Origin of the sequence: Microbacterium sp. MYb66 (assembly GCF_002979435.1) — a bacterium.
Lineage (GTDB): Bacteria > Actinomycetota > Actinomycetes > Actinomycetales > Microbacteriaceae > Microbacterium.
Genome location: NZ_PCOV01000002.1, coordinates 541,072 through 560,186 on the forward strand (window position 1 = coordinate 541,072; position 19,115 = coordinate 560,186).

17 protein-coding genes are annotated in these 19,115 nt (G+C 70.0%); 6 read left to right on the top strand and 11 right to left on the bottom strand.

Annotated features, from left to right (window positions below):
• The first annotated feature begins 8 nt into the window (after positions 1-8).
• Positions 9-1,133 (top strand): DUF6226 family protein, encoded by a 1,125-nt coding sequence (locus tag CQ045_RS06390; protein ID WP_105721822.1) that lies wholly within the window; start codon positions 9-11, stop codon positions 1,131-1,133.
• 29 nt (positions 1,134-1,162) lie between these two features.
• On the opposite strand, the gene CQ045_RS06395 is transcribed toward CQ045_RS06390, so the two are convergent.
• From CQ045_RS06395 to CQ045_RS06425, 7 genes are all read right to left on the bottom strand, one after another.
• Entirely contained in the window at positions 1,163-2,620 is a 1,458-nt protein-coding gene (locus CQ045_RS06395; RefSeq protein ID WP_105721823.1) for a cation acetate symporter, read from the bottom strand.
• A complete protein-coding gene (locus tag CQ045_RS06400; RefSeq protein ID WP_105721824.1) occupies positions 2,617-2,991 on the bottom strand; it encodes a heavy metal transporter in 375 nt (124 codons plus the stop codon). Before CQ045_RS06400 ends, CQ045_RS06395 begins: the two co-directional genes overlap by 4 nt.
• The gene (locus CQ045_RS06405; RefSeq protein ID WP_105721825.1) at positions 2,988-3,707 is read right to left on the bottom strand and encodes a LytTR family DNA-binding domain-containing protein; all 720 of its coding nucleotides are present in this window, start codon (positions 3,705-3,707) and stop codon (positions 2,988-2,990) included. Before CQ045_RS06405 ends, CQ045_RS06400 begins: the two co-directional genes overlap by 4 nt.
• A 22-nt stretch (positions 3,708-3,729) precedes the next feature.
• On the bottom strand, positions 3,730-4,917 hold the full coding sequence (locus CQ045_RS06410) for a sensor histidine kinase (RefSeq protein WP_105721826.1): 1,188 nt from the start codon (positions 4,915-4,917) through the stop codon (positions 3,730-3,732).
• 28 nt (positions 4,918-4,945) lie between these two features.
• The gene (locus CQ045_RS06415; protein WP_105721827.1) at positions 4,946-5,191 is read right to left on the bottom strand and encodes a YbdD/YjiX family protein; all 246 of its coding nucleotides are present in this window, start codon (positions 5,189-5,191) and stop codon (positions 4,946-4,948) included.
• 1 nt (position 5,192) lies between these two features.
• A complete protein-coding gene (locus CQ045_RS06420) occupies positions 5,193-7,448 on the bottom strand; it encodes a carbon starvation CstA family protein (protein ID WP_105721828.1) in 2,256 nt (751 codons plus the stop codon).
• 170 nt (positions 7,449-7,618) lie between these two features.
• On the bottom strand, positions 7,619-10,822 hold the full coding sequence (locus CQ045_RS06425; protein WP_181156464.1) for a S8 family serine peptidase: 3,204 nt from the start codon (positions 10,820-10,822) through the stop codon (positions 7,619-7,621).
• A 189-nt stretch (positions 10,823-11,011) separates the two neighbouring features.
• On the opposite strand from CQ045_RS06425, the gene CQ045_RS06430 reads away from it, so the two are divergent.
• The 5 genes from CQ045_RS06430 (at position 11,012) to CQ045_RS06450 (ending at position 15,713) form a co-directional block, all read left to right on the top strand.
• On the top strand, positions 11,012-11,557 hold the full coding sequence (locus tag CQ045_RS06430) for an ECF transporter S component (protein WP_105721830.1): 546 nt from the start codon (positions 11,012-11,014) through the stop codon (positions 11,555-11,557).
• Between the two features lie 104 nt (positions 11,558-11,661).
• Positions 11,662-13,377 (top strand): ABC transporter ATP-binding protein, encoded by a 1,716-nt coding sequence (locus tag CQ045_RS06435; protein ID WP_105721831.1) that lies wholly within the window; start codon positions 11,662-11,664, stop codon positions 13,375-13,377.
• 47 nt (positions 13,378-13,424) lie between these two features.
• On the top strand, positions 13,425-14,210 hold the full coding sequence (locus CQ045_RS06440; protein ID WP_105722208.1) for an energy-coupling factor transporter transmembrane component T: 786 nt from the start codon (positions 13,425-13,427) through the stop codon (positions 14,208-14,210).
• 10 nt (positions 14,211-14,220) lie between these two features.
• Entirely contained in the window at positions 14,221-15,096 is an 876-nt protein-coding gene (locus CQ045_RS06445; RefSeq protein ID WP_105721832.1) for a siderophore-interacting protein, read from the top strand.
• Entirely contained in the window at positions 15,093-15,713 is a 621-nt protein-coding gene (locus CQ045_RS06450) for an ECF transporter S component (protein ID WP_105721833.1), read from the top strand. Before CQ045_RS06445 ends, CQ045_RS06450 begins: the two co-directional genes overlap by 4 nt.
• 27 nt (positions 15,714-15,740) lie before the next feature.
• Here the strand turns inward: CQ045_RS06450 and CQ045_RS06455 are convergent, their stop codons facing one another.
• The 4 genes from CQ045_RS06455 to CQ045_RS06465 all read right to left on the bottom strand — a co-directional run bounded on the left by CQ045_RS06455 (position 15,741) and on the right by CQ045_RS06465 (position 19,088).
• The gene (locus CQ045_RS06455) at positions 15,741-16,739 is read right to left on the bottom strand and encodes an HNH endonuclease signature motif containing protein (protein ID WP_258130974.1); all 999 of its coding nucleotides are present in this window, start codon (positions 16,737-16,739) and stop codon (positions 15,741-15,743) included.
• A 16-nt stretch (positions 16,740-16,755) separates the two neighbouring features.
• On the bottom strand, positions 16,756-17,052 hold the full coding sequence (locus CQ045_RS19020; RefSeq protein WP_258130975.1) for a DUF222 domain-containing protein: 297 nt from the start codon (positions 17,050-17,052) through the stop codon (positions 16,756-16,758).
• Positions 17,053-17,241: 189 nt separating this feature from the next.
• Positions 17,242-18,180 (bottom strand): carbohydrate ABC transporter permease, encoded by a 939-nt coding sequence (locus CQ045_RS06460; RefSeq protein ID WP_105721834.1) that lies wholly within the window; start codon positions 18,178-18,180, stop codon positions 17,242-17,244.
• A gap of 2 nt (positions 18,181-18,182) precedes the next feature.
• Complete coding sequence (locus CQ045_RS06465; protein WP_105721835.1) at positions 18,183-19,088, bottom strand: carbohydrate ABC transporter permease; 906 nt, start codon at positions 19,086-19,088, stop codon at positions 18,183-18,185.
• Between the last annotated feature and the right edge of the window lie 27 nt (positions 19,089-19,115).

Consider the following 19,115-nt stretch of genomic DNA (forward strand, 5'->3'; position numbering starts at 1 on the left):
CCAGACCGATGTCGACGTCAGACCTGTTCCCCGGCGCGCTCGCGCCGATGCCGGACGCCACGGCATCCGCCACGCTGATCTGGCCGAGCCCCGAGCCGGTCCCTCCCCCGCGGTTCGTGGCGGGCTTCGAGCTCTTCGCGGCCTTCGCGCGCGATACCGGCGCCGACCCCGCCGCCCTCGCCGCCGACCTCGGCGCACTGTGGGACTTCGTCGCCGCGCACCCCGAAGTCCTCGATGCTCCCGAGACGTCGGAGGCCGCGGCGCGGTTCCTGGGGAACGCGATCGCCCGGACGCATCCGGCGGCACGGTGGCGGATGACGAGCGAGCCGGAAGTGGGCACCTCGACCATGTCGGTTCCGGTCGCCGGCCTGCTGCGAGGGATCGTGGAGCGCCCGGAGCAGCGCGAGGCGTTCCGGGAGATGCTCGCCTCCTGGCCGCAGGCCGATCGCGACGCGGAGGAGCTCGCGGCCCTCTCGCGCGACGAGGTCGACATCGACTTCGTCGTCGCCCCGGTGCCGTTCACGCGTCCGGCGCTCGCGATCCCGGAGTTCGTCGACGAGTCCGGCCGAGTGATCGTGTACGGATCCCGCTGGGCCGGCGGTTCACCTCCCGACGACGCCTACTCGCGGGTCTCGCATCCGGAGCGCTTCGCGCCGGTGGTTTCTGTCGTCGACGCCCTGGTCGACCATCTCGAGACCTGGTACGAGGTCGACGTCGACCGACGGACCGACGAGTCGGGGGCCCGCATCTGGCACCTGCGCCCCACGACAGGGGCGACGATCACGCTCACCGGGACGGCCGATTCCGTCGGCATCGAGGCCGGAGCCCTGACCCGCGAGATCGCCCCCAGCTGCACCTGCGACGCGTGCGACGAGACCGCGGTGTCCGTGGCCGACCACCTCGAGGAGACTCTGCTCGCGATCGCTGCCGGAGGCCTGAGAGAGGTGTATCCCGTCGGGCACCGACGCTGGCTGCACACCGAGCTGCGCACCCCTGACGGTGGCAGGCGGTCCAGCGGCGGCGAACCCGACCGGTCGCTCCCGGCGGCGCGGCTGGACGAGGCCGCAGACCTCCTCGCACGTCTCCCTGACGGATGGTGGCCGGCCTGGACGCTGCGGTCCGCCCCGTCCTGACTCAGCCGTCCTGACTCAGCCGTCCTGACTCAGCCGCGCTCCGGCGTGTGCACTCGCGCGAGGAACCGCTCCGTGCGCGGAGACGGTCCCCGCGGGTCGAGGAGGGACACCACGACGGTCACGGCCGTGGCGAGCGGGATGGTCCAGGCGGCGGGCTGCGCGAGATAGGGCGCGGCCACTCCGACTCCCCCGACCGCCGCGTGCACGAGCAGTGCGAGACCGGCCGCCAGCCCGCCGGACACCATCCCGGCCACCGCCCCTCGCGCGGTGAGCCCGCGCCACCACACGCCGAGCAGCACCACCGGCGACAGCGTCGAGGCCGCCACCACGAACACCACGCCGACGCTCGAGCCGAGGCCGGCCGGGGCCGTGAGCAGCGCGACAGCGAGCGGCACCAGGGCGCAGAGCGCGGCCGACAGGCGGAACGATCGCACCGAGCCGGAGAACACGTCCTGGCTGATCACGCCCGCGAGCGACACGACGAGACCGGCCGAGGTCGCCAGGAACGCCGCGAACGCCCCGGCGACGATCAGCGCGGTCAGCAGCTCTCCGAGCATCCCGGGGAAGACGCGCGAGGGCAGCAGCAGCACCACCGTGTCCGCCACACCCGGCACGGCGAGGTCGGGAGCGGCGATGCGGGCCAGCAGCCCCATCGTGCTCGAGACCGCATAGAACGCGCTCACCATGCCGATCACGATCACGGTCGTGCGACGGGCAGACACCCCGGTCGGGCTCGTGTAGAACCGCACCAGGACGTGCGGCAGGCCCATCGTGCCCAGCAGCAGCGCCAGCAGGAGGGAGGCGGTCTCGTACACGTCGAAGCCTGCGGGACCCGCCTCGGCGGGGAACACGAGTGCCGGATCGAAGTCGTGCGGCCCGCCGCTGAGCGCGAAGGCGATGAACACCACCGGCACCAGGAGAGCGGTGAGCTTGAGCCAGTACTGGAACGCCTGCACGTAGGTGATCGCCCGCATGCCACCGGCCGCGACCGCCGCCGCCACGAGCACCGCGACGGTCACCGCGCCCACCCACTCCGGCAGGCCCGCGACGACCAGCAGGGTGAGCCCGGCACCGTGCAGCTGCGGCACGATGTACAGCCAGCCGATGACGAGCACCGCGAGGCTCGTCACGCGGCGCGCCGAGGTGGACTCGAGCCGGGCCTCGATGAAGTCGGGGATCGTGTAGGCGCCGCTCCGCCGCAACGGGGCGGCCACGAACACGAGCACCAGGAGGTAGCCGGCGGCATAGCCGATCGGGAACCAGAAGCCGCGCGCACCGTCGAGCAGCACGAGCCCCGACAGGCCGAGGAACGTGCCGGCCGAGAGGTACTCGCCGCTGATCGCCGAGGCATTCCACACCGGCCGCACGGTGCGCGAGGCGACGAAGAAGTCTCCGGTCGTGCGCGAGATGCGAAGGCCGTAGACGCCGATCAGCAGCGTCGCGACGATGACCAGCGCGACCCCGACCAGGTCGAGCACCGCGTTCATTCGCGGTCCCGCAGCGCCCGGTACCGGCGCTCGTTGCGGCCGGCCGTGCGCACGTACAGCACCGCGAACACGACGATGATCGGGTAGAACGCGTAGGCCTGCAGCAACCAGGACAGCGGCAGACCCCACACCAGGATCCGCCCGATCTCGGGGATGAGCGCGATCGCCAGCGTGAGCGCGACGACCACGACCACGAACCCGGCGACCGTCCCCAGTGCCAGACGGAGCTGGCTGCGCATCAGGGCCCGCGCGTAGACGGCATCCGCTTCGTCTACGGGAGCACCGGGCAGTGCGATGCCCCGGGTGAGGGTCGCGGGTCGCCGATCGGGGAGGTCGGCGGTGACGCGGACCCGCTTCGGCTTCTCGGTCATCCCGCGCCCTCTCCGCGCACCAGCGCCTCGCGCACGGCCGGCACCATCCGCCGACTCACCGGAAGCGAGAGTCCACCGACCGAGACGGCGGCCTCCGCGCCGGACAGACGCGCCTCGGTGACGGCGGAGATGCGCACGAGGGAGGAGCGATGGATGCGCAGGAACCCGGCATCCGTCCACCGCGTCTCGAGCTCGGAGATCGGGATGCGCACCAGATGCCCCGCGCCGTCGCCGGTGTGCAGCCGGGAGTAGTCGCCCTGCGCCTGCACCCAGGTCACGTCGCTGCGCCGCACGAACCGCACCGCGGAGCCGACCGTGACCGGCAGCACCTCGTCGTCACCGGATGCCGCGGCATCGCCGACCTCGATCACACGGTCGACCGCCTGGCGCAGCCGCGCGGCCCGCACGGGCTTGAGGAGGTAATCGGCCGCGCGCAGCTCGAACGCCTCCACCGCCTTGGCGTCGTCAGCCGTGACGAACACGACCGCTGGAGGCACGGCCAACGACATCAGGGCCCGCGCGAGGTCCGTACCGCTGAGCCCCGGCATATGGATGTCGAGAAAGGCGATCCGCACCGCGCGCTCCGACATCAGCCGCAGCGCCTCGGCCCCCGACGACGCCATGAGGATCATGCCGATGCGCGGATCGGTGCGCAGCAGATGCACGAGCTCGTCCAGCGCGGGCCGCTCGTCGTCCGCGACCAGGACGTCGATCATCCGCGCACCCTGTTCGTGGTCATCATCGTCCGTCGCCGTCCGGGTCGTGCTGCGGTTGGGATTTCGGCACCCGCATGCGCACCAGGGTACCCGCGCCGGTGTTCGTCTCGACCACCAGTCCGCCGTCGGCGCCGTAGAGCTGACGCAGCCGGGTGTCGACGTTGCGGAGGCCGACGTGGACGCCGTCGTCACTCGCGGTGAGCGTGGCCCGCAGAGCTTCGGGGTCCATTCCCACGCCGTCGTCCTCGACCGTGATCTCGGTGTGCGTGCCGTCGTCGCGCGAGGCGATGCGGATCTCTCCGCCGCCCTCGCCCGGTTCGAGTCCGTGCCGCACCGCGTTCTCCACGAGCGGCTGCACCGAGAGGAAGGGGATCACGGTCGTGAGGGTCTCCGGCGCGATCTGCAGCGTCACCCGCAACCTGTCGCCGAAGCGGGCGCGCTCCAGCTCGAGGTAGGAGTGGATGCTGCCCAGCTCCTCGGCGAGCGTGGTGAACTCCCCCTGCCGCCGGAACGAGTAGCGCGTGAAGTCGGCGAACTCGAGCACCAGCTCGCGGGCACGCTCGGGGTCGGTGAGGATGAACGAGGCGATCGCGGTGAGGGCGTTGTAGATGAAGTGCGGGGAGATCTGCGCCCGCAGCGACCGCAGCTCCGCCTCGGCGAGTTGCGTCCGTGACGAGTCGAGGACCCCGAGTTCGACCTGGGCCGCGCACCAGTCGGCGACCTCTTCGGCCGCCCGCACGAGCGCCGCACCGACAGGTGCCGCGAACGCGACGACGACGCCGACCACGCGGCCGTCGACGCGGATCGGCGCCCCGACGGCCTCGAGGTCGTCGTCGCGGCCCGACGCGGGGAACACCTGCCGACGGCCGGAGGCCCGGACCTGCGCAGCGATGCGCACCGCCGCGGACTCCAGCCCGTCGGGCGATCCGTCGAACGAGACGGTGTCGTCTGCGCTGACGATCGCCACGGCGGCACTGCCGAGCAGGACCCGCAGATGGCGTGCGGCCTTGACGACGTCGGCGGCCCCGAGACCGGCCCGCAGGTGCGGAGCGGCGAGGCTCGCCTGGTGCAGCGCCGTGAGCGCTGCCTGCTCCGCATCGCTGCCGAGGTCGGCCGCCCCGCGCGCGAGCCGGCGCGCGAGCAGGAGGAGCACCGAGAGGACGACGCCGCCGAGCACGCCGAGCACTGCGGCGAGAACGACGTCGGTCATGGGATCAGCCTACGGAGCAGGGCACGACTCAGCAGCAGCGGGCACCGGGATTGCGATCCTGGTCGTCCATCCGCTGCCGCCAGAACTGCCGCTCGGTCAGCGGCTCCTCATCCGGGTGCTGACGACGCTGATGGGCGACGTACGTCGCGTAGGCGCTGTCGCCCATCAGGTTCGTCATGTACCAGCGGATGCCGCGCCCCACCCGCCCCACGGCGCCGAGCAGCGTCCGCAGGAGGGTGGTCGCGGCATCCGTCCGATTCATGGTGTCGGCCATCTCAGTGGGACGACGCCTTGCGCTCGTCGGCCAGGATCGGCTCCCACTGCTTCTCGAGTTCACGCTCCGCGGAGCTCGGCAGGAAGCCGGCCGGGGCGAAACGGCGCGAAGCCACGGGCGCGTCCTCGGTGTTCTCGCCGCCGCCGTTGCGGATGGCCCTGATCGTGACGATCACGGCCGTGACCATCACGATGATCGCGAGGGTGACGAAGATGATCGACAGCGTGCCCTGCACGGCGGTGTTGCGGATGACCGCGTCGAGAACCTCCGGCTCGCCGAGCGAGGTGTCTCCGCTGTCGCGAGCGGCCACGTACTTGAAGTGGTTCGCCCAGTAGCCGATCGCCGGCACCGGGGACGCGATCTTGTACAGCGACGCCGTGATGGTCACCACCGCGGTGAAGGCGAGGGGCAGCGCGATGATCCACAGCCATTTGAAGTAGCTGCGGCCGCGCTTGGCGACGATGGCCAGCACCACGGCGAGCGCGATCGCGGCGAGCAGCTGGTTCGCGATGCCGAACAGCGGGAAGAAGGTGTTGATGCCGCCCAGCGGGTCGGTCACGCCGAGGATGAGGATCGCTCCCCAGCCGGCGACCATGATCGCGGTGCAGATCCAGACTCCCGGACGCCACGACACGTCACGGAACTTGGGGAACCAGGCGCCGATCGAGTCCTGCAGCATGAAGCGCGCGACACGGGTGCCGGCATCCACCGCGGTGAGGATGAACAGCGCCTCGAACATGATCGCGAAGTGATACCAGAACGCCATGAGCGCCTGCCCGCCGAGGGCCTGCTGCATGATGTGCGCGAGGCCGAGTGCGAGCGTGGGTGCGCCACCCGTGCGGGAGACGATCGACTCCTCGCCGACCGCCGCTGCCGTACCGGTGAGCATCTCGGGTGTGAGGTTCACCCCCGTCAGCCCCAGCGAGTTCACGAAGGCGACGGCCCCTTCGACCGTGCCGCCTGTCGCCGCCGTCGGCGCGTTCATCGCGAAGTAGATGCCCTGATCGATCGAGATCGCGGCGACGAGCGCCATGATCGCGACGAAGGACTCCATGAGCATGCCGCCGTAGCCGATGAAGCGCGTCTGGCGCTCCTTCTCGATGAGCTTCGGGGTGGTGCCCGAGGCGATCAGCGCATGGAACCCGGAGAGGGCCCCGCACGCGATGGTGACGAACAGGAACGGGAAGAGGGGACCTGCGAACACCGGACCCATGCCGTTCTCGCCGAAGATGCTGACGGCGGGAACCGTGATCTCCGGGCGCACCAGGATGATGGCGCCGGCGAGCATCACGATCACGCCGATCTTCATGAAGGTCGACAGGTAGTCGCGCGGGGCGAGCAGCAGCCAGACCGGGAGCACCGCGGCGATGAAGCCGTAGATGATGATGCCCCACGCGATCGTCGTGCGGTCGAGGTGGAAGATCGCCTGACCCCACTCGGTGCCGGCGACCCAGCCGCCGCCGATGATCGCGGCCATCAGCAGCACGAAGCCGATGATCGACACCTCGGTGACCTTGCCCGGGCGCAGGAAGCGCAGGTAGATGCCCATGAAGATCGCGATCGGGATGGTCATCGCGACCGAGAAGACGCCCCACGGGCTCTCGCCGAGCGCGTTGACGACGACGAGCGCGAGGATCGCGACGATGATCAGCATGATCAGCAGCGAGGCGATGATCGCGGCGGTGCCGCCGATCTTGCCGAGTTCCTGACGAGCCATCTGGCCGATCGTGCGACCGCCGCGACGCATCGAGAAGAAGAGGACCGTGTAGTCCTGCACGGCACCGGCGAGCACGACGCCGACGATGATCCAGATCGTGCCGGGCAGGTACCCCATCTGCGCGGCGAGCACGGGTCCGACGAGCGGACCGGCACCGGCGATGGCGGCGAAGTGGTGGCCGTAGAGCACACGACGGTCGGTGGGGACGTAGTCCTTGCCGTCCTGCTTGACCTCGGCGGGGGTGGCCCGGCGGTCGTCCGGACGGGTGATGTACTTCTCGATCACCTTCGAGTAGAAGCGGTAGCCGATCAGGTACGTGCAGACCGCGGCGAACACGAACCAGATCGCGTTGACGGTCTCGCCGCGGACGATCGCGAGCATGGTCCAGGCGACGGCGCCCAGCAGGGCGATCGCGGCCCAGAGGATGATCTTCGGCAGGGTCCAGCGGTTCGCCTTCTCGTGATGCTCTTCGGTGAGGGCGACGGAAGGGAGTTTCGGGTCGGTGACGATGACGGGTTCGGTGCTGCCCGGTGCGGTCATGGGGGTCTCCTTGAGGTACGCGTCGTTGCGTTCCCCCACGCTAGGAAACCCTCACCGTCGGAGTCGGATGCCGGAGCGGATGCTGCGACGAGCGGCGCCGATCACGCGATGAACGGCCTCGCGCTCCGCCGAGCGCCCCGCGGCCCGGAGGCCGCGGGGCGCTCGGGGACTCACCCGCGGGGAGCCTCCTTCTCGGGAGCGGGAGTCGGCGCGGGTGTCGACTCCGGGGTCGCCCCGGGGGACGGCACGGGTGTCGGCTCCGGCGTCGTCTCGGGCGCATCCGTCGGCGGTGCATCCGTCGGCGGTGTGTCCGTCGGCGGTGCGTCCGTCTCGGGAACCTCCGCCGCCGGCACGGTGACCGTCACCACGGTGCGGACCTCCGACTCGCCGTACTGCACGAGCCCGAGGTAGCGGGCACCGGCGGTGAGGCCGGACCAGCTCAGCTCATAGCCCGTCTTCTCTCCGCGGACCACGGCCAGGGGGTTCGGCGTCGCGGTGAACGCGCCCTCTCCGCCGGGCTGCACGTTGGCGTAGGTCATGTCCCACGTCATCGGGCCCGTCGTCGAGTACACGTTCGCCACCACGAGGTAGGTGCCGGCGGTCGGTGCCGTGACGGTGACCTGCTCATCCGCCGAGCCGGTCGCCGACTGCCACCGCTCGTAGTACTGCAGGTCGTCGGGACCCACCACGCGATACACGGTGAGGTCGAGATCGCTGCCGTCGTCGTCCGACGAGTCGAGGTCGAACCGGGAGAGGGTCGTCCCCTCCGGCACGTCGACGATCCACGCGACGTCCTTGTTCGCGTCGCCCGAGTTCTCGTCGCCCGAGTGCCCCTCGACCGGGTTGTCCGGGTCGCTGAGCAGCTCGAAAGCGGTGAGGCCCGAGAGACCGAGCGCCAGGTCGCCGTCGAGACCGGGAATGATCTCCACGGGGACGCTGCCGTCGGCACCGCTGCCCGTGACCTCGGCCGGAGCATCCGCCGTCACCGGGAACACCGCGATCGGCGAGCGCACCGTGTTCTTGCGGCTGGTCCAGGTGAGCGAACCGGTCGCCCACTGCTCCACCGGAGCATCGGCGTTGTCGAACGTGACCGTGAAGGTCTTCGTCTGACCCGGCTTGTCGAACGTCAGCTGCTGCGGGGTGACCGTGACGTTCACGCCCGGCACCGAGGCCTTCGCGGTGAACGTCCCCTTCTCGGTCGAGGTGACCGAGCGGGTGACGGTCTGCGCGCTGGCCAGGGAGCCGATCGAGATCGACGCCTGGTTCAGGTCGCTGCCGTCGATGGGTTCGATCCCGGGGAAGTCCGAAAGGCCCTTCCCGTCGAGGAACGCCGCCCAGTCCTTCACGCCGTTGAGGTACAGCAGACCCGGATTCAGGTAGCGCCTCGCGTCGACCTGCCCCGCACCCTGCTCGAACGGATTCGTGTTCTTCGAACCGTCCGGCAGCACCGTGTCGGAGGCGGTGGTCATCATCGCCGACCGGATCTCGGCAGGCGTCGCCTTCGGGTGCTCACCGAGGTACAGCGCCCCGAGACCCGCCACATGCGGCGAGGCCATCGACGTGCCGGAGAGGATGCCGAAAGTCGGCTTCTCGCCCGGTCCGTTGTTCGTCGCCGCGAGGATCGCGACGCCGGGTGCTGCGACATCCGGCTTCAGCACGTCGCTGCCGTCGGCCAGCATCGGTCCCCGGCTCGAGAAGCCCGCGATCTGCGGCGTCGGCGTGGTCACCCCGGTGGTGTTCTCGCCCACGAGGGTGATCGGACGGTCCACGCCACCCTGCACGTACGCCAGCACCGCCGCGCGGTGCACCGCGTTCAGGTGGACGGTCGGCACGGCGTGGAAGTCGTTGTCGAGCGAGTCCGCCCCGCCGGGGACGTTCACGAGCACGACGCCGATGCCGCCGGCGTCCTTCACGACCTGCGACTTCTCGGCGCGCGCGTTGCCCCCGCGATCGCAGACCACGATGTGTCCCGTGACCTTCGCGGGATCGAGGGTGCCCGGCAGGCACAGCTGCGCGTCGACGGCTCCGGCCGCCGCGGCATCCACCGCCGCGATGGACGGCCCGGTGATGCTCTCGCCGAACGGCACGCTCACCGAGGCGCCGGCCTGCTCGAACCCGTCGAACTGCACCGTGCCCTCCCACGTGGGGATCGTGGATGCGGCCACGGTCGTGTACCAGGGCGAGGCGTGGTCGGCGGTGACCGGGTCGGGACCGTCGTTGCCGGCGCTGGTCGCGACGAAGACGCCTGCGGCCGCGGCGTTGAGGAACGCCAGGTCCTCCGGTGCCATGACGGTGCTCGCCGCTCCCCCGCCGATCGAGTAGTTGATCACGTCGACCCCGTCGGCGACGGCCTGATCGATCGCGGCGACGAGATCGCTCAGCGCGCAGATGTCGTCCGTCGTGACCGTCGTGTCGGGACCGACGTAGCAGGCCTTGTAAGCCGCGACCTTCGACGCGGGGGCGACGCCGGAGATCGTTCCGAAGTCGACCTCCTCGATGGAGGCCTTGACCTTGAAGTTGCCCGCGGCGGTGCTCGCGGTGTGCGAACCGTGGCCGTCGCCGTCGCGCGGCGAGAGGTAGTCGTACTGGAAGTCGAACCCGGCCGCCTGGGCGCCCGCGAAGAAGTACTGTCCGCCGATGAGCTTCGACGAGTAGTCCCGCTTGTCCCAGTCCTGCCCTTCGACCATCGCGGCCCGGAACTGCCCGCCGTCCGACTTGTCGAAGTAGACGTAGGTGCCGTCGGTGTAGGGCTGGCCTCCCTTGTGCCGGCTCTGCTGCTTCTTCTGCTTCTTGATCTTCTTGCCCTCGAAGGACGGATGCTCGGGAGCGATGCCGGTGTCGATCACACCCACCACGACGCCTTCGCCGGCCTTGTCGACGCCGCCGGTCTGCTGCCACACGCCACCACGGCCCTTGCGGTCGTCACCGAGGCCGAGATAGTCGGTCGAGGTCTGCGCATCGGGGTGACGGATCTCGTCGGGGTACACGCCGAGGACATCCTTCGAGGCCCGCAGCTCGTCGACCTGCTCGCCGGTGAGATCGGCGCTGAACCCGTTGAGGACGACCTGATACGTGGTGTCGGGCGTGATGCCGATCTGCCCGACCAGGTCGGTCTGCTCGGCTTCGAGGTGCTGGACGTAGCGCTGCGAATCCTGCGACTGCGTCTCGAGCTGCTCGCCCTCGGCGGGCTTCGTCGCCTTCAGTCCGTCGACGTCGCCCCGATAGGTGGCCAGCGGATCGGATTTCATGACCACGATGTAGTGCCCGGGGGTTCCGGCGACCGGGACGGGATGCGTCACCTCCTCGGTCGCCGCATAGCCGGTGGTTGCTGTCGATGCGATGAACAGAGTCGCCAGGGTGGTGGCTGCTGCCATCCGGAGGGGTGTTCGACCCATGTGGTGCTCCCGATGATCACGGCGCAGCCTCGTTGCCGCACCGCGAGTCAACATAACCCCGCTCCTCACCGTCGGAGCGAGAACTGACCGATGGTCGAATGCGCCTTCGCCGATCGGCCAGGGTTATCCACGGCCTGCCTCCCGATAGGTCGACAGTAAGCTGGAGAGGTGGCCCGAACCTCCGTCCTGTCGACCAGAGTGCTGCTCGTCTGCGCGGCGATCGGAGTCGCGACGGGCATCCTCGCCGGCATCGCCGGATGGGTGACTCCGGTGCTGCTGGCCAGCCCCCTGCTGTTCCTCTACGGACTCGTGCTCGGCTCGCACGTGCTCCCGGGGATCATCGCGCAGGAGGTGCTGCGGCTGCCCCTGGTCGCCCTGATCACGCACGTCTTCGCCGCCCTGATCGCGAGCGCGTTCAACCCGGCCTGGGCCCTGCGGTTCCTCGGCACCGCCCTGCTGTTCGGTCTGATCCAAGAGGGGGTTGCCGCCCTCACCCGCTACCGCGCCTGGGGTGCGTGGCGCTTCTTCGTCTCCGCGGCCGTGATCGGCGTCTTCGTCGCGGTCGTGGTCTTCTTCGCCGCGCACCTCGGCGTGATGCCGCTGTGGGCGCAGATCCTCTACCTGGCCATCTCGGTGCTCGGTCCGATCGCCTGGACCGCGGTGGGCCTCGCCATCGGCTCGGCCCTGCGCAAGGCCGGGGTCGCGCGGCGCTGACGGGGTCGCCCGCGGCGCTCGACTCCTCCGATCCTCTCGATGGCGGATCAGGTAAGGCTCAGCTAAGTTAGAGGGGTACGATCCGCCGATCCCGGGATTTCGCCGTGCGCTCATCCGTGCCCCTGCTCAGCGTGCGTGAGGTCTCCCTCACCCACGCGGATGCCGCGCACCCCTCGCCCCGCGACGTCAGCTTCGACATCCACCCCGGCGAGGTGGTGCTCCTGCTCGGCCCCTCCGGTTCCGGCAAGTCGACGCTCACCCTCGCTCTCAACGGGCTCATCCCGCACGCGCTGCCCGCGAGCATGACCGGCACGGTCGAAGCCGGCGGCCTCGACACCGCGACGGCCCAGACGGCAGCGCTCAGCACGCATGTGGCCATGGTGTTCCAGGACCCGGATGCGCAGATCGTCACGGGCACCGTCTACGACGAGGTCGCCTTCGGACCCGAGAATCTGCTCCTCCCGCTCGACGTCGTGCGACGCCGCGTCGAGGAGTCGCTGCGCCGGGTCGGTCTCTGGGAGCGCCGCGACGAGAACCCGGACCACCTCTCCGGAGGCGGACGGCAGCGGCTCGCGATCGCCGGCGCCCTCGCCATGGGCTCTCCGCTGATCGTGCTCGACGAGCCGACCGCCAACCTCGACCCGCAGGGCATCGACGACGTGTACGCGGCGCTGGCGGATGTCGTCGCCGCCGGGGATCGCGCGATCCTGCTCGTCGAACACAACCTCGACGCGGCCATGGACTTCGTGACGCGTGCCATCGTGCTGGATCGCGAGGGCAGTGTCGCCTTCGACGGACCGGCCGCCGACATCATCCGGGATCATGCCGACGCACTGGTCGCGATGGGGGTCTGGCTTCCCGCGGCGACACTGGCCGCGCTGCGGCTTCGCGATCAGGGCGTCGCCTTCGATCCGCTGCCGCTGACTCCGGATGAGCTCGCCGCCGCCCTCTCCTCTCCGGACGTCGCCTCTCGCGCCGCGCGCCGGACCCCGGCCGACCGCCGCCCGTCGGACGAGGAGCGCAGCGAAGAGACCACGCGTGACGACACGAGCCGGCCCGATGCGATCATCCGCGCCCGCGGGCTGACCGTGCGACGGCGACGCACCGAGATCCTGCACGGCATCGACCTCGATCTCGAGCCGGGGAGCCTCACCGCGATCATCGGCGCGAACGGTGCGGGCAAGACGACCCTGATCCAGGCGCTGGCCGGGGTGGTGCCGCCGCCCCGGGGTCAGGTCAGCATCGACGGCATCGATCCGGGGGCGGCCTCTCCCCGCGATCTCGCCGAGCGCATCGGCTTCGTGTTCCAGAACCCCGAGCATCAGTTCATCGCGCACACCGTGTTCGACGAACTGGCGCACGGGCTGCGGCTGCGGCATGTGCCGGAGGCCGAGATCACGGCGCGCGTGGACGAGATGCTCGTGCGGTTCGGGCTCGAGCACAAGACCGATGTGCATCCTTTCCTCCTGTCCGGCGGCGAGAAGCGGCGCTTGTCGGTGGGCACGGCGCTGATCACCCGCCCGCGGGTCCTGGCACTCGACGAGCCGACGTTCGGGCAGGACAGGGCCAGAGCATCCGAGCTCCTCGATCTGCTCGCGAGCCTCCGCGCCGAGGGCACGACGATCGTGATCGTCACCCATGACCTCCAGCTCGTCGCGGAGCACACCACGCACACGGTCGTGCTCGCGGACGGGCGGCTGCGTGCGGCCGGCCGCACGTCGACGCTGTTCCAGGACGAGCAGCTGTTCGCCGATGCGGGGCTTCGCATGCCCGCGCTCCAGCGAGTGCTCGCCTCCGCCGGTCTCGGGGTGGCGCCGTGACCACGGACACCGCCGCCGAACGACCCGTCTTCGACCCGTACGCCCGGATGACCGCGACGTCTCCCCGGCAGTTCCTCTACGCGCTGAACCCGCTCTCGAAAGTGGCCGGGTTCGCTCCGGCGATGGTCCTGCTGGTGTTCGTGCGCGATCTCGCCACCCCGGCTGCATTCCTCGTGCTGGCGTACGCGCTGATCCTGATCGGCGCGCGCCTCACCGGCCGGCTCCTCGCACTGCTGCTCGTCGGACTGCCGGTCGGCATGCTCGCGATCGGCGTCGGCTTCTCACTGTGGGTGGATGCCGGCCTCGTCGCCGACAGCGCACCGGTCCTGCGGATCGGCGACTGGACCCTCTACAGCGGCGCGCTGGTGATCGGCTTCGCGACCGCGCTGCGACTGGGATCGATCGTCGCCCTCGCCCTCGTCGGCGGGCTCACCACGAGCGGCCCCGACCTCGTTCGGGCCAGCGTGCAGCAGCTGCGGGTGCCGTACCGGATCGGGTACACGGCGCTCGCGGCGTTCCGGTTCGTGCCGCGGTTCGGTCATGAGCTCGCGGTCATCCGCGCCGCCCACCGTGTGCGCGGATATCACGGCGGGCGCGGGCCGTTCGCGCGCATCGCCCGCGGCTGGGGCTACATCGTGCCGCTGCTCGCCGGCGCCATCCGGCATGCCGAGCGGGTCGCCCTGGCGATGGACTCGCGCGCATTCGGCGCCCATCCGACCCGCACCGAGCGGCATCTCGTGCCGTTCCGCACGCGGGACGTCGTCTTCACCGTCGCGACGCTCGCGGCATCCGCTGCGATCTTCGTCGTCTTCTTCCCCTGGCAGCTTCCCTGAAAGGCGCCCGATGGCATTCAGCAAGATGGTCAAGCCCGAGTCCTCCGAGCTCCTCCACGTCACGGTGCTGCGCTCCGAACGGCTGTCGGCGCACTGGATCCGCGTGACCCTCGGCGGCGGCGAGATCGACGGGTTCCGTCCGATGGGCTTCGATCAGTGGTTCCGCCTGTTCCTGCCGATCGGCGGCGATGCGGGGCTCGACCGGGTGCCGGCGAAGGCGAACAAGATGTTCGGTTACCTGAAGTTCCTGCGGATCCCCGACGGCGAGCGGCCGGTGATGCGCAACTACAGCGTGCGCGCCTATCGTCCGGCGACAGCGGATGCGGGCGCCGAGATCGACGTGGACTTCGTGCTGCACGGGTCGGCGGCCGACGGCACGGCCGGTCCGGCATCGCGGTGGGCCGAGATCTGCCGGCCCGGTGAGCACGTGCTGATCATCGACGAGGGCCTCACGTTCAACCCGCAGCGCGGCACCGACCGCGTGGTGCTGGTCGGCGACGAGACCGCCCTGCCGGCGATCGCCTCGATCAGCGCTTCCCTGCCTGCGGATGCTGTCGGCACCGCGATCATCGAGGTGCCGAGCGAGGAGGATGCGCTGGAGTTCCCGCATCCGTCCGGGGTCGAGGTCGTCTGGATCGTGCGGCCTCACGACGTCGCTCCGGGTGCTCTCGCGCTGGAGACGCTCGGGCGCACCACGCTGCCGGATGCTCCGTTCCACGCGTATGCCGCAGGCGAGCAGGCGCTGGCGTCCGGAGCCCGCAAGCACCTCGTGGGCGAGCGCGGGGTCGACAAGAACGCCGTGAGCTTCTGCGGGTACTGGAAGATCGGTGCGGCTTCCCCCGCATCGAAGACCGCTCGCGAGGCCGCAGCGGAGCCGCTGGCATGAGCGGGGCGGATGCTGCGGGCGACCTCGCCCCCTCGGATGCCGTCGTTCGCAAGGCGGAGCCCGGACGGCGGTTCCGCTTTCCCACCGCGATCCTGCTGACCTGCGCCGCGCTCGGCGTCGCCGGTGCGGTGCTGCTCGCGCCGATGAACTGGCTCTCCACGCTGCTGACCGGTCCGCTGCCCTTCCTCGGCATGGCACTGGCCGGCCTGTGGCTGCTGCCGTCGGTGATCGCGCTGCGGCTGCTTCGGCGTCCGCTCGTCGGACTGCTCGTGGCCCTGATCGCGGGTCTCGTGCTCGTGCCCTTCTCCGGCTACGGGTTCGGCAGCGTGCTGACCAACCTCTGGTGGGCGGCATTTACCGAGCTCCCGTTCCTGTTCGTGCTCTGGCGCTACTGGGGCACGTCGATGCACTATGTCGGCGCCGTCGCGGTGGGGATCGTGTACCCGATCTCTGCGTGGGCGTGGTTCGATCTCGGCTCGATGACCCTCTTCGCGCAGGTGGCGTTCTTCGCGGTGACGATGGCGAGCTGCGTGGGCGGAACGGCCCTCGGTATCGTCATCGCCGACCGGCTGCGGAAGGCCGGGGTCGGCACGCCGACCGCAACGATCCTGAGGTGACGCGGCTTCGACCACTGCCCGGTCGCGTCAGGCGGCGATGTCGAAGCGGGCGAGGCCGCCGAGGCGTGGGGTGCGGGCGGGGTCGACGTACCGGGGCGGGAGGAACCACACTCGTCCCCCGACCCTGGGGTGGTCGACACGGATCTCCCATCCGTTGTCATGGATGCGGTGGTGGCAGGTCTCACACAGCAGGACCCCGTTGGCGAGATCCGTCGGCCCATGGTCGCGTTTCCACCACCGGATGTGGTGCGCTTTGGTCATCTCCGGCGGCAGCCCGCACATCGCACATCCGCCGTCGCGTTCGACCAGGGCGAGGCGTTGCGCCCGGGTGAACAACCGTTTCTCCCTCCCCCAGTCCAGGACCTCACTGTCACCGCCGAGCACGCAGGGGATGATTCCACCGCCGGCGGCCATCCGCCGCGCCGCCCCCACGCTGACCGGCTGATCCAGACCATCGACCGTCGCCGATCCCGTGCCGGCTTCGAGGTCTTCGACGCTCATCCGGACGATCACTGTGGCACCGGCGACCGGGACCCGCTTCTCACAGCCGAGAACATGCGCGCAGAACACGGCGAGGGCGTCGGCCTGGATCATCGGGACCGTCCGCCGGTCCGCATCCGGCGAATCCGCGTCCGGGGCATCGATCCGGGCCGCGAACGCCGCCGTCACGAACCCGCGGATCGCGGTGACGATCGGGGCGGCCGTCTCGACATCGAGGCGCGCATTCAGGTGCAGCATCCCGCCGCGCTCGAACATCGTCACCGACCTCTTCCCGCGCCGCTCTTCTTCTTTCGGCTCGACGCCGTCGGGGTCCAGCCAGGCCTCTGCCCGCACCACGAGTCTGCGGACATGATCGAGCGTCAGCCCGACAGCAGCGTCGGTCAGCATCCGCTCCGCCTCCCCTATACGCTCCACCCCGGCTGCGACCCGGCACCGCTCCAGCATCGCGATGATCATCGCCGCAGCCTGCGCGCCCAACACCCCCGCCCCGAGCGCTTCCCGCACCAGCGGATACCGTGCCGGCAAGCGCGCCCCCACCAAGTCAGCCCCGGGGCGCCGTCGCCTCACCGACCCTCACCAACCGGGCAGCATCGCCCGTCGAAACCCCCGTGGTCGCCGCGATCAACGCCGCCGCGGAACGGAACCCCTGCTGATTCGCGAGGCTCTCCGCACCCAACTCCGGACGCGACTCGTGCGAGATACGCGCGGCCACCTCGACGTGAACAGCATCCAACCGCCGCTGCAGCACACCGATCGCCTGACTCACCGCCACCAACTGGGAACGGGACAGATCACCCGCGTCAACGACATCGGACCAGGCGTCGTCGAGGCGACTCATCGCCTCGTGCAACCCCGTCGAAAAGGGACATACCTCATCCTAACCCGGTAACACGTTGCATTCGAAACTATCTACGCATCGAATGCCGGAATGCTGCAGCAGCCGGGGGCTGTCCCTGTCCGGGACCATCTCCACGGGAGCTGTCGATCTCGAAGCTATCGACGAATGCCCCAGCAGCCCCGAGCCCCGCTACTTCACGCTCCCCTGGGTCAGCCCGCCGACGAGCCACTTCTGCAGGAAGAGCGCCAGGAGATAGATGGGGATCAATCCCGACAGGCTGGCCGCGGCCATCTGACCGAACATCACCTCACGGCCGCCCTGCATCAGCGCGATGCCGACGGGGAGCGTCTGCGAATCCACGCTCTGGGTGAGCAGCAGCGGGATCAGGAAATCGTTGTACGCGAGGATGAACACGATGATCGAGACCGCGACGATGCCGGGCGCGGTGAGCGGCAGGATCACCGACCAGAGGGTGCGGAGCGGTCCGCATCCGTCGATCTGCGCCGCCTCGTCGATCTCGAACGGGATCGCGCGGAAGAAGCCGTCGAGCAACCAGACGGCGACCGGGGTGAGCAGCAGCCCCTCGACGATGCCGAGTCCGACGACGGAGTCCATCAGCCCCGCCGTGCGCACCAGCACGAAGAGGGGGATGATCGCCACGACGGGCGGAGCGACGTACGCCGAGACGATCAGCCCGAGAGCCTGCTTCCCGCCGGCACGGAGCCGGGCCATCGCGTAGTTCGCGGGGATCGACACCAGAAGCGACACCAGCACCGCGATGATCGCCGCACCGAACGAGTTCCGCAGGTAGGTGAGGATCGGCCAGCTCTCGAAAGCCCCGACCCAGTTCTCGACGGCGAGACGGGAGGGGAGGATGCGGGTGGAGAGGATGTCGTCCGGGCTCTTGAACGACATTCCGACCATGTACAGCACAGGGAGCAGGGCGAGCACGATGGCGACGACGATCACGACCCACTTCACGGCGGTGACCATCGCCGACGGACGGCCGGGGCGCGATGTGCTCGAGGTGCGGACGCTCGAGCGGCGCCGGCGACGGGCGTCGGGGACGACGAGCGTCTTGGTCGCGCTGTCGTCGATGCGGTCGGATGAGCGCAGTGTGAGCGACATGATCAGCCCTCCTTGTGCAGACGCTGCCGCACGGCGTTGAGCGGCAGGATGACGATGGTGACCAGCACGAGGAAGGCGATGGTCTGCGCGGCCGCCGCCCCCACGTCGAAGGTCTGCAGACCCGTGCGATAGATCTGGAAGCTGCTGACGGTCGTGTCGAAGCCCGGCCCTCCGCTGGTCATGATGAAGACGAGGTCGAAGACCTTGAACGAGACGACGAGCTTCAGCAGCAGCACCGTGATCAGGCTGGGGAGCACCAACGGGAACGTGATGCGCCAGAACGTCTGCCAGACACCGGCGCCGTCGACCTGCGAGGCCTCGTACACCTCTGCCGGGAGGGTCTGCAGCGCGGCGAACACCAGCAGGACGCAGAACGGCGTCCACTGCCAGGCGTCCACGACGATGACCGAGATCATCGCGGCGGGGCTGGACCCGAGGAACAGGAACGGCTCCGAGCCGGGTGCGAACGACTGCCCGATGTTGTTGAGCAGGCCGCCGGTGGGGGCGAGCATGAGCTTCCAGATGACGCCGGCCATGACCGGCGGAGTCATCAGCGGGAGCAACAGCAGGACCCGGATGATGCGGCCTCCCTTGACCGCCGCATCGAGCGACAGGGCGACCGCCAACCCCGCGATCAGGGCGATGAGCGCGGACGGGACGGCGAAGAGCAGCGACCTGCCGAGGGACGGGAGGGTGACCCCGTCCCCCAGCAGCGCCGCGAAGTTGTCGAACCCGACCCATTCGGAGAACGGCCGCCCCAGCGACGACTCCGAGAAGGAGGCGGCGATGATGTACGCGAGCGGGTAGATCGCGATGATCACGATCGCGATCACGGCCGGGGCGAGCAGGGCGCGCCCCGTCCACGACGCACGTCGGGAGACGCGTCGGTTGGCGACGGGCTGCGACATGAGCTGTCCTTTCGGGTTCGACGCGAT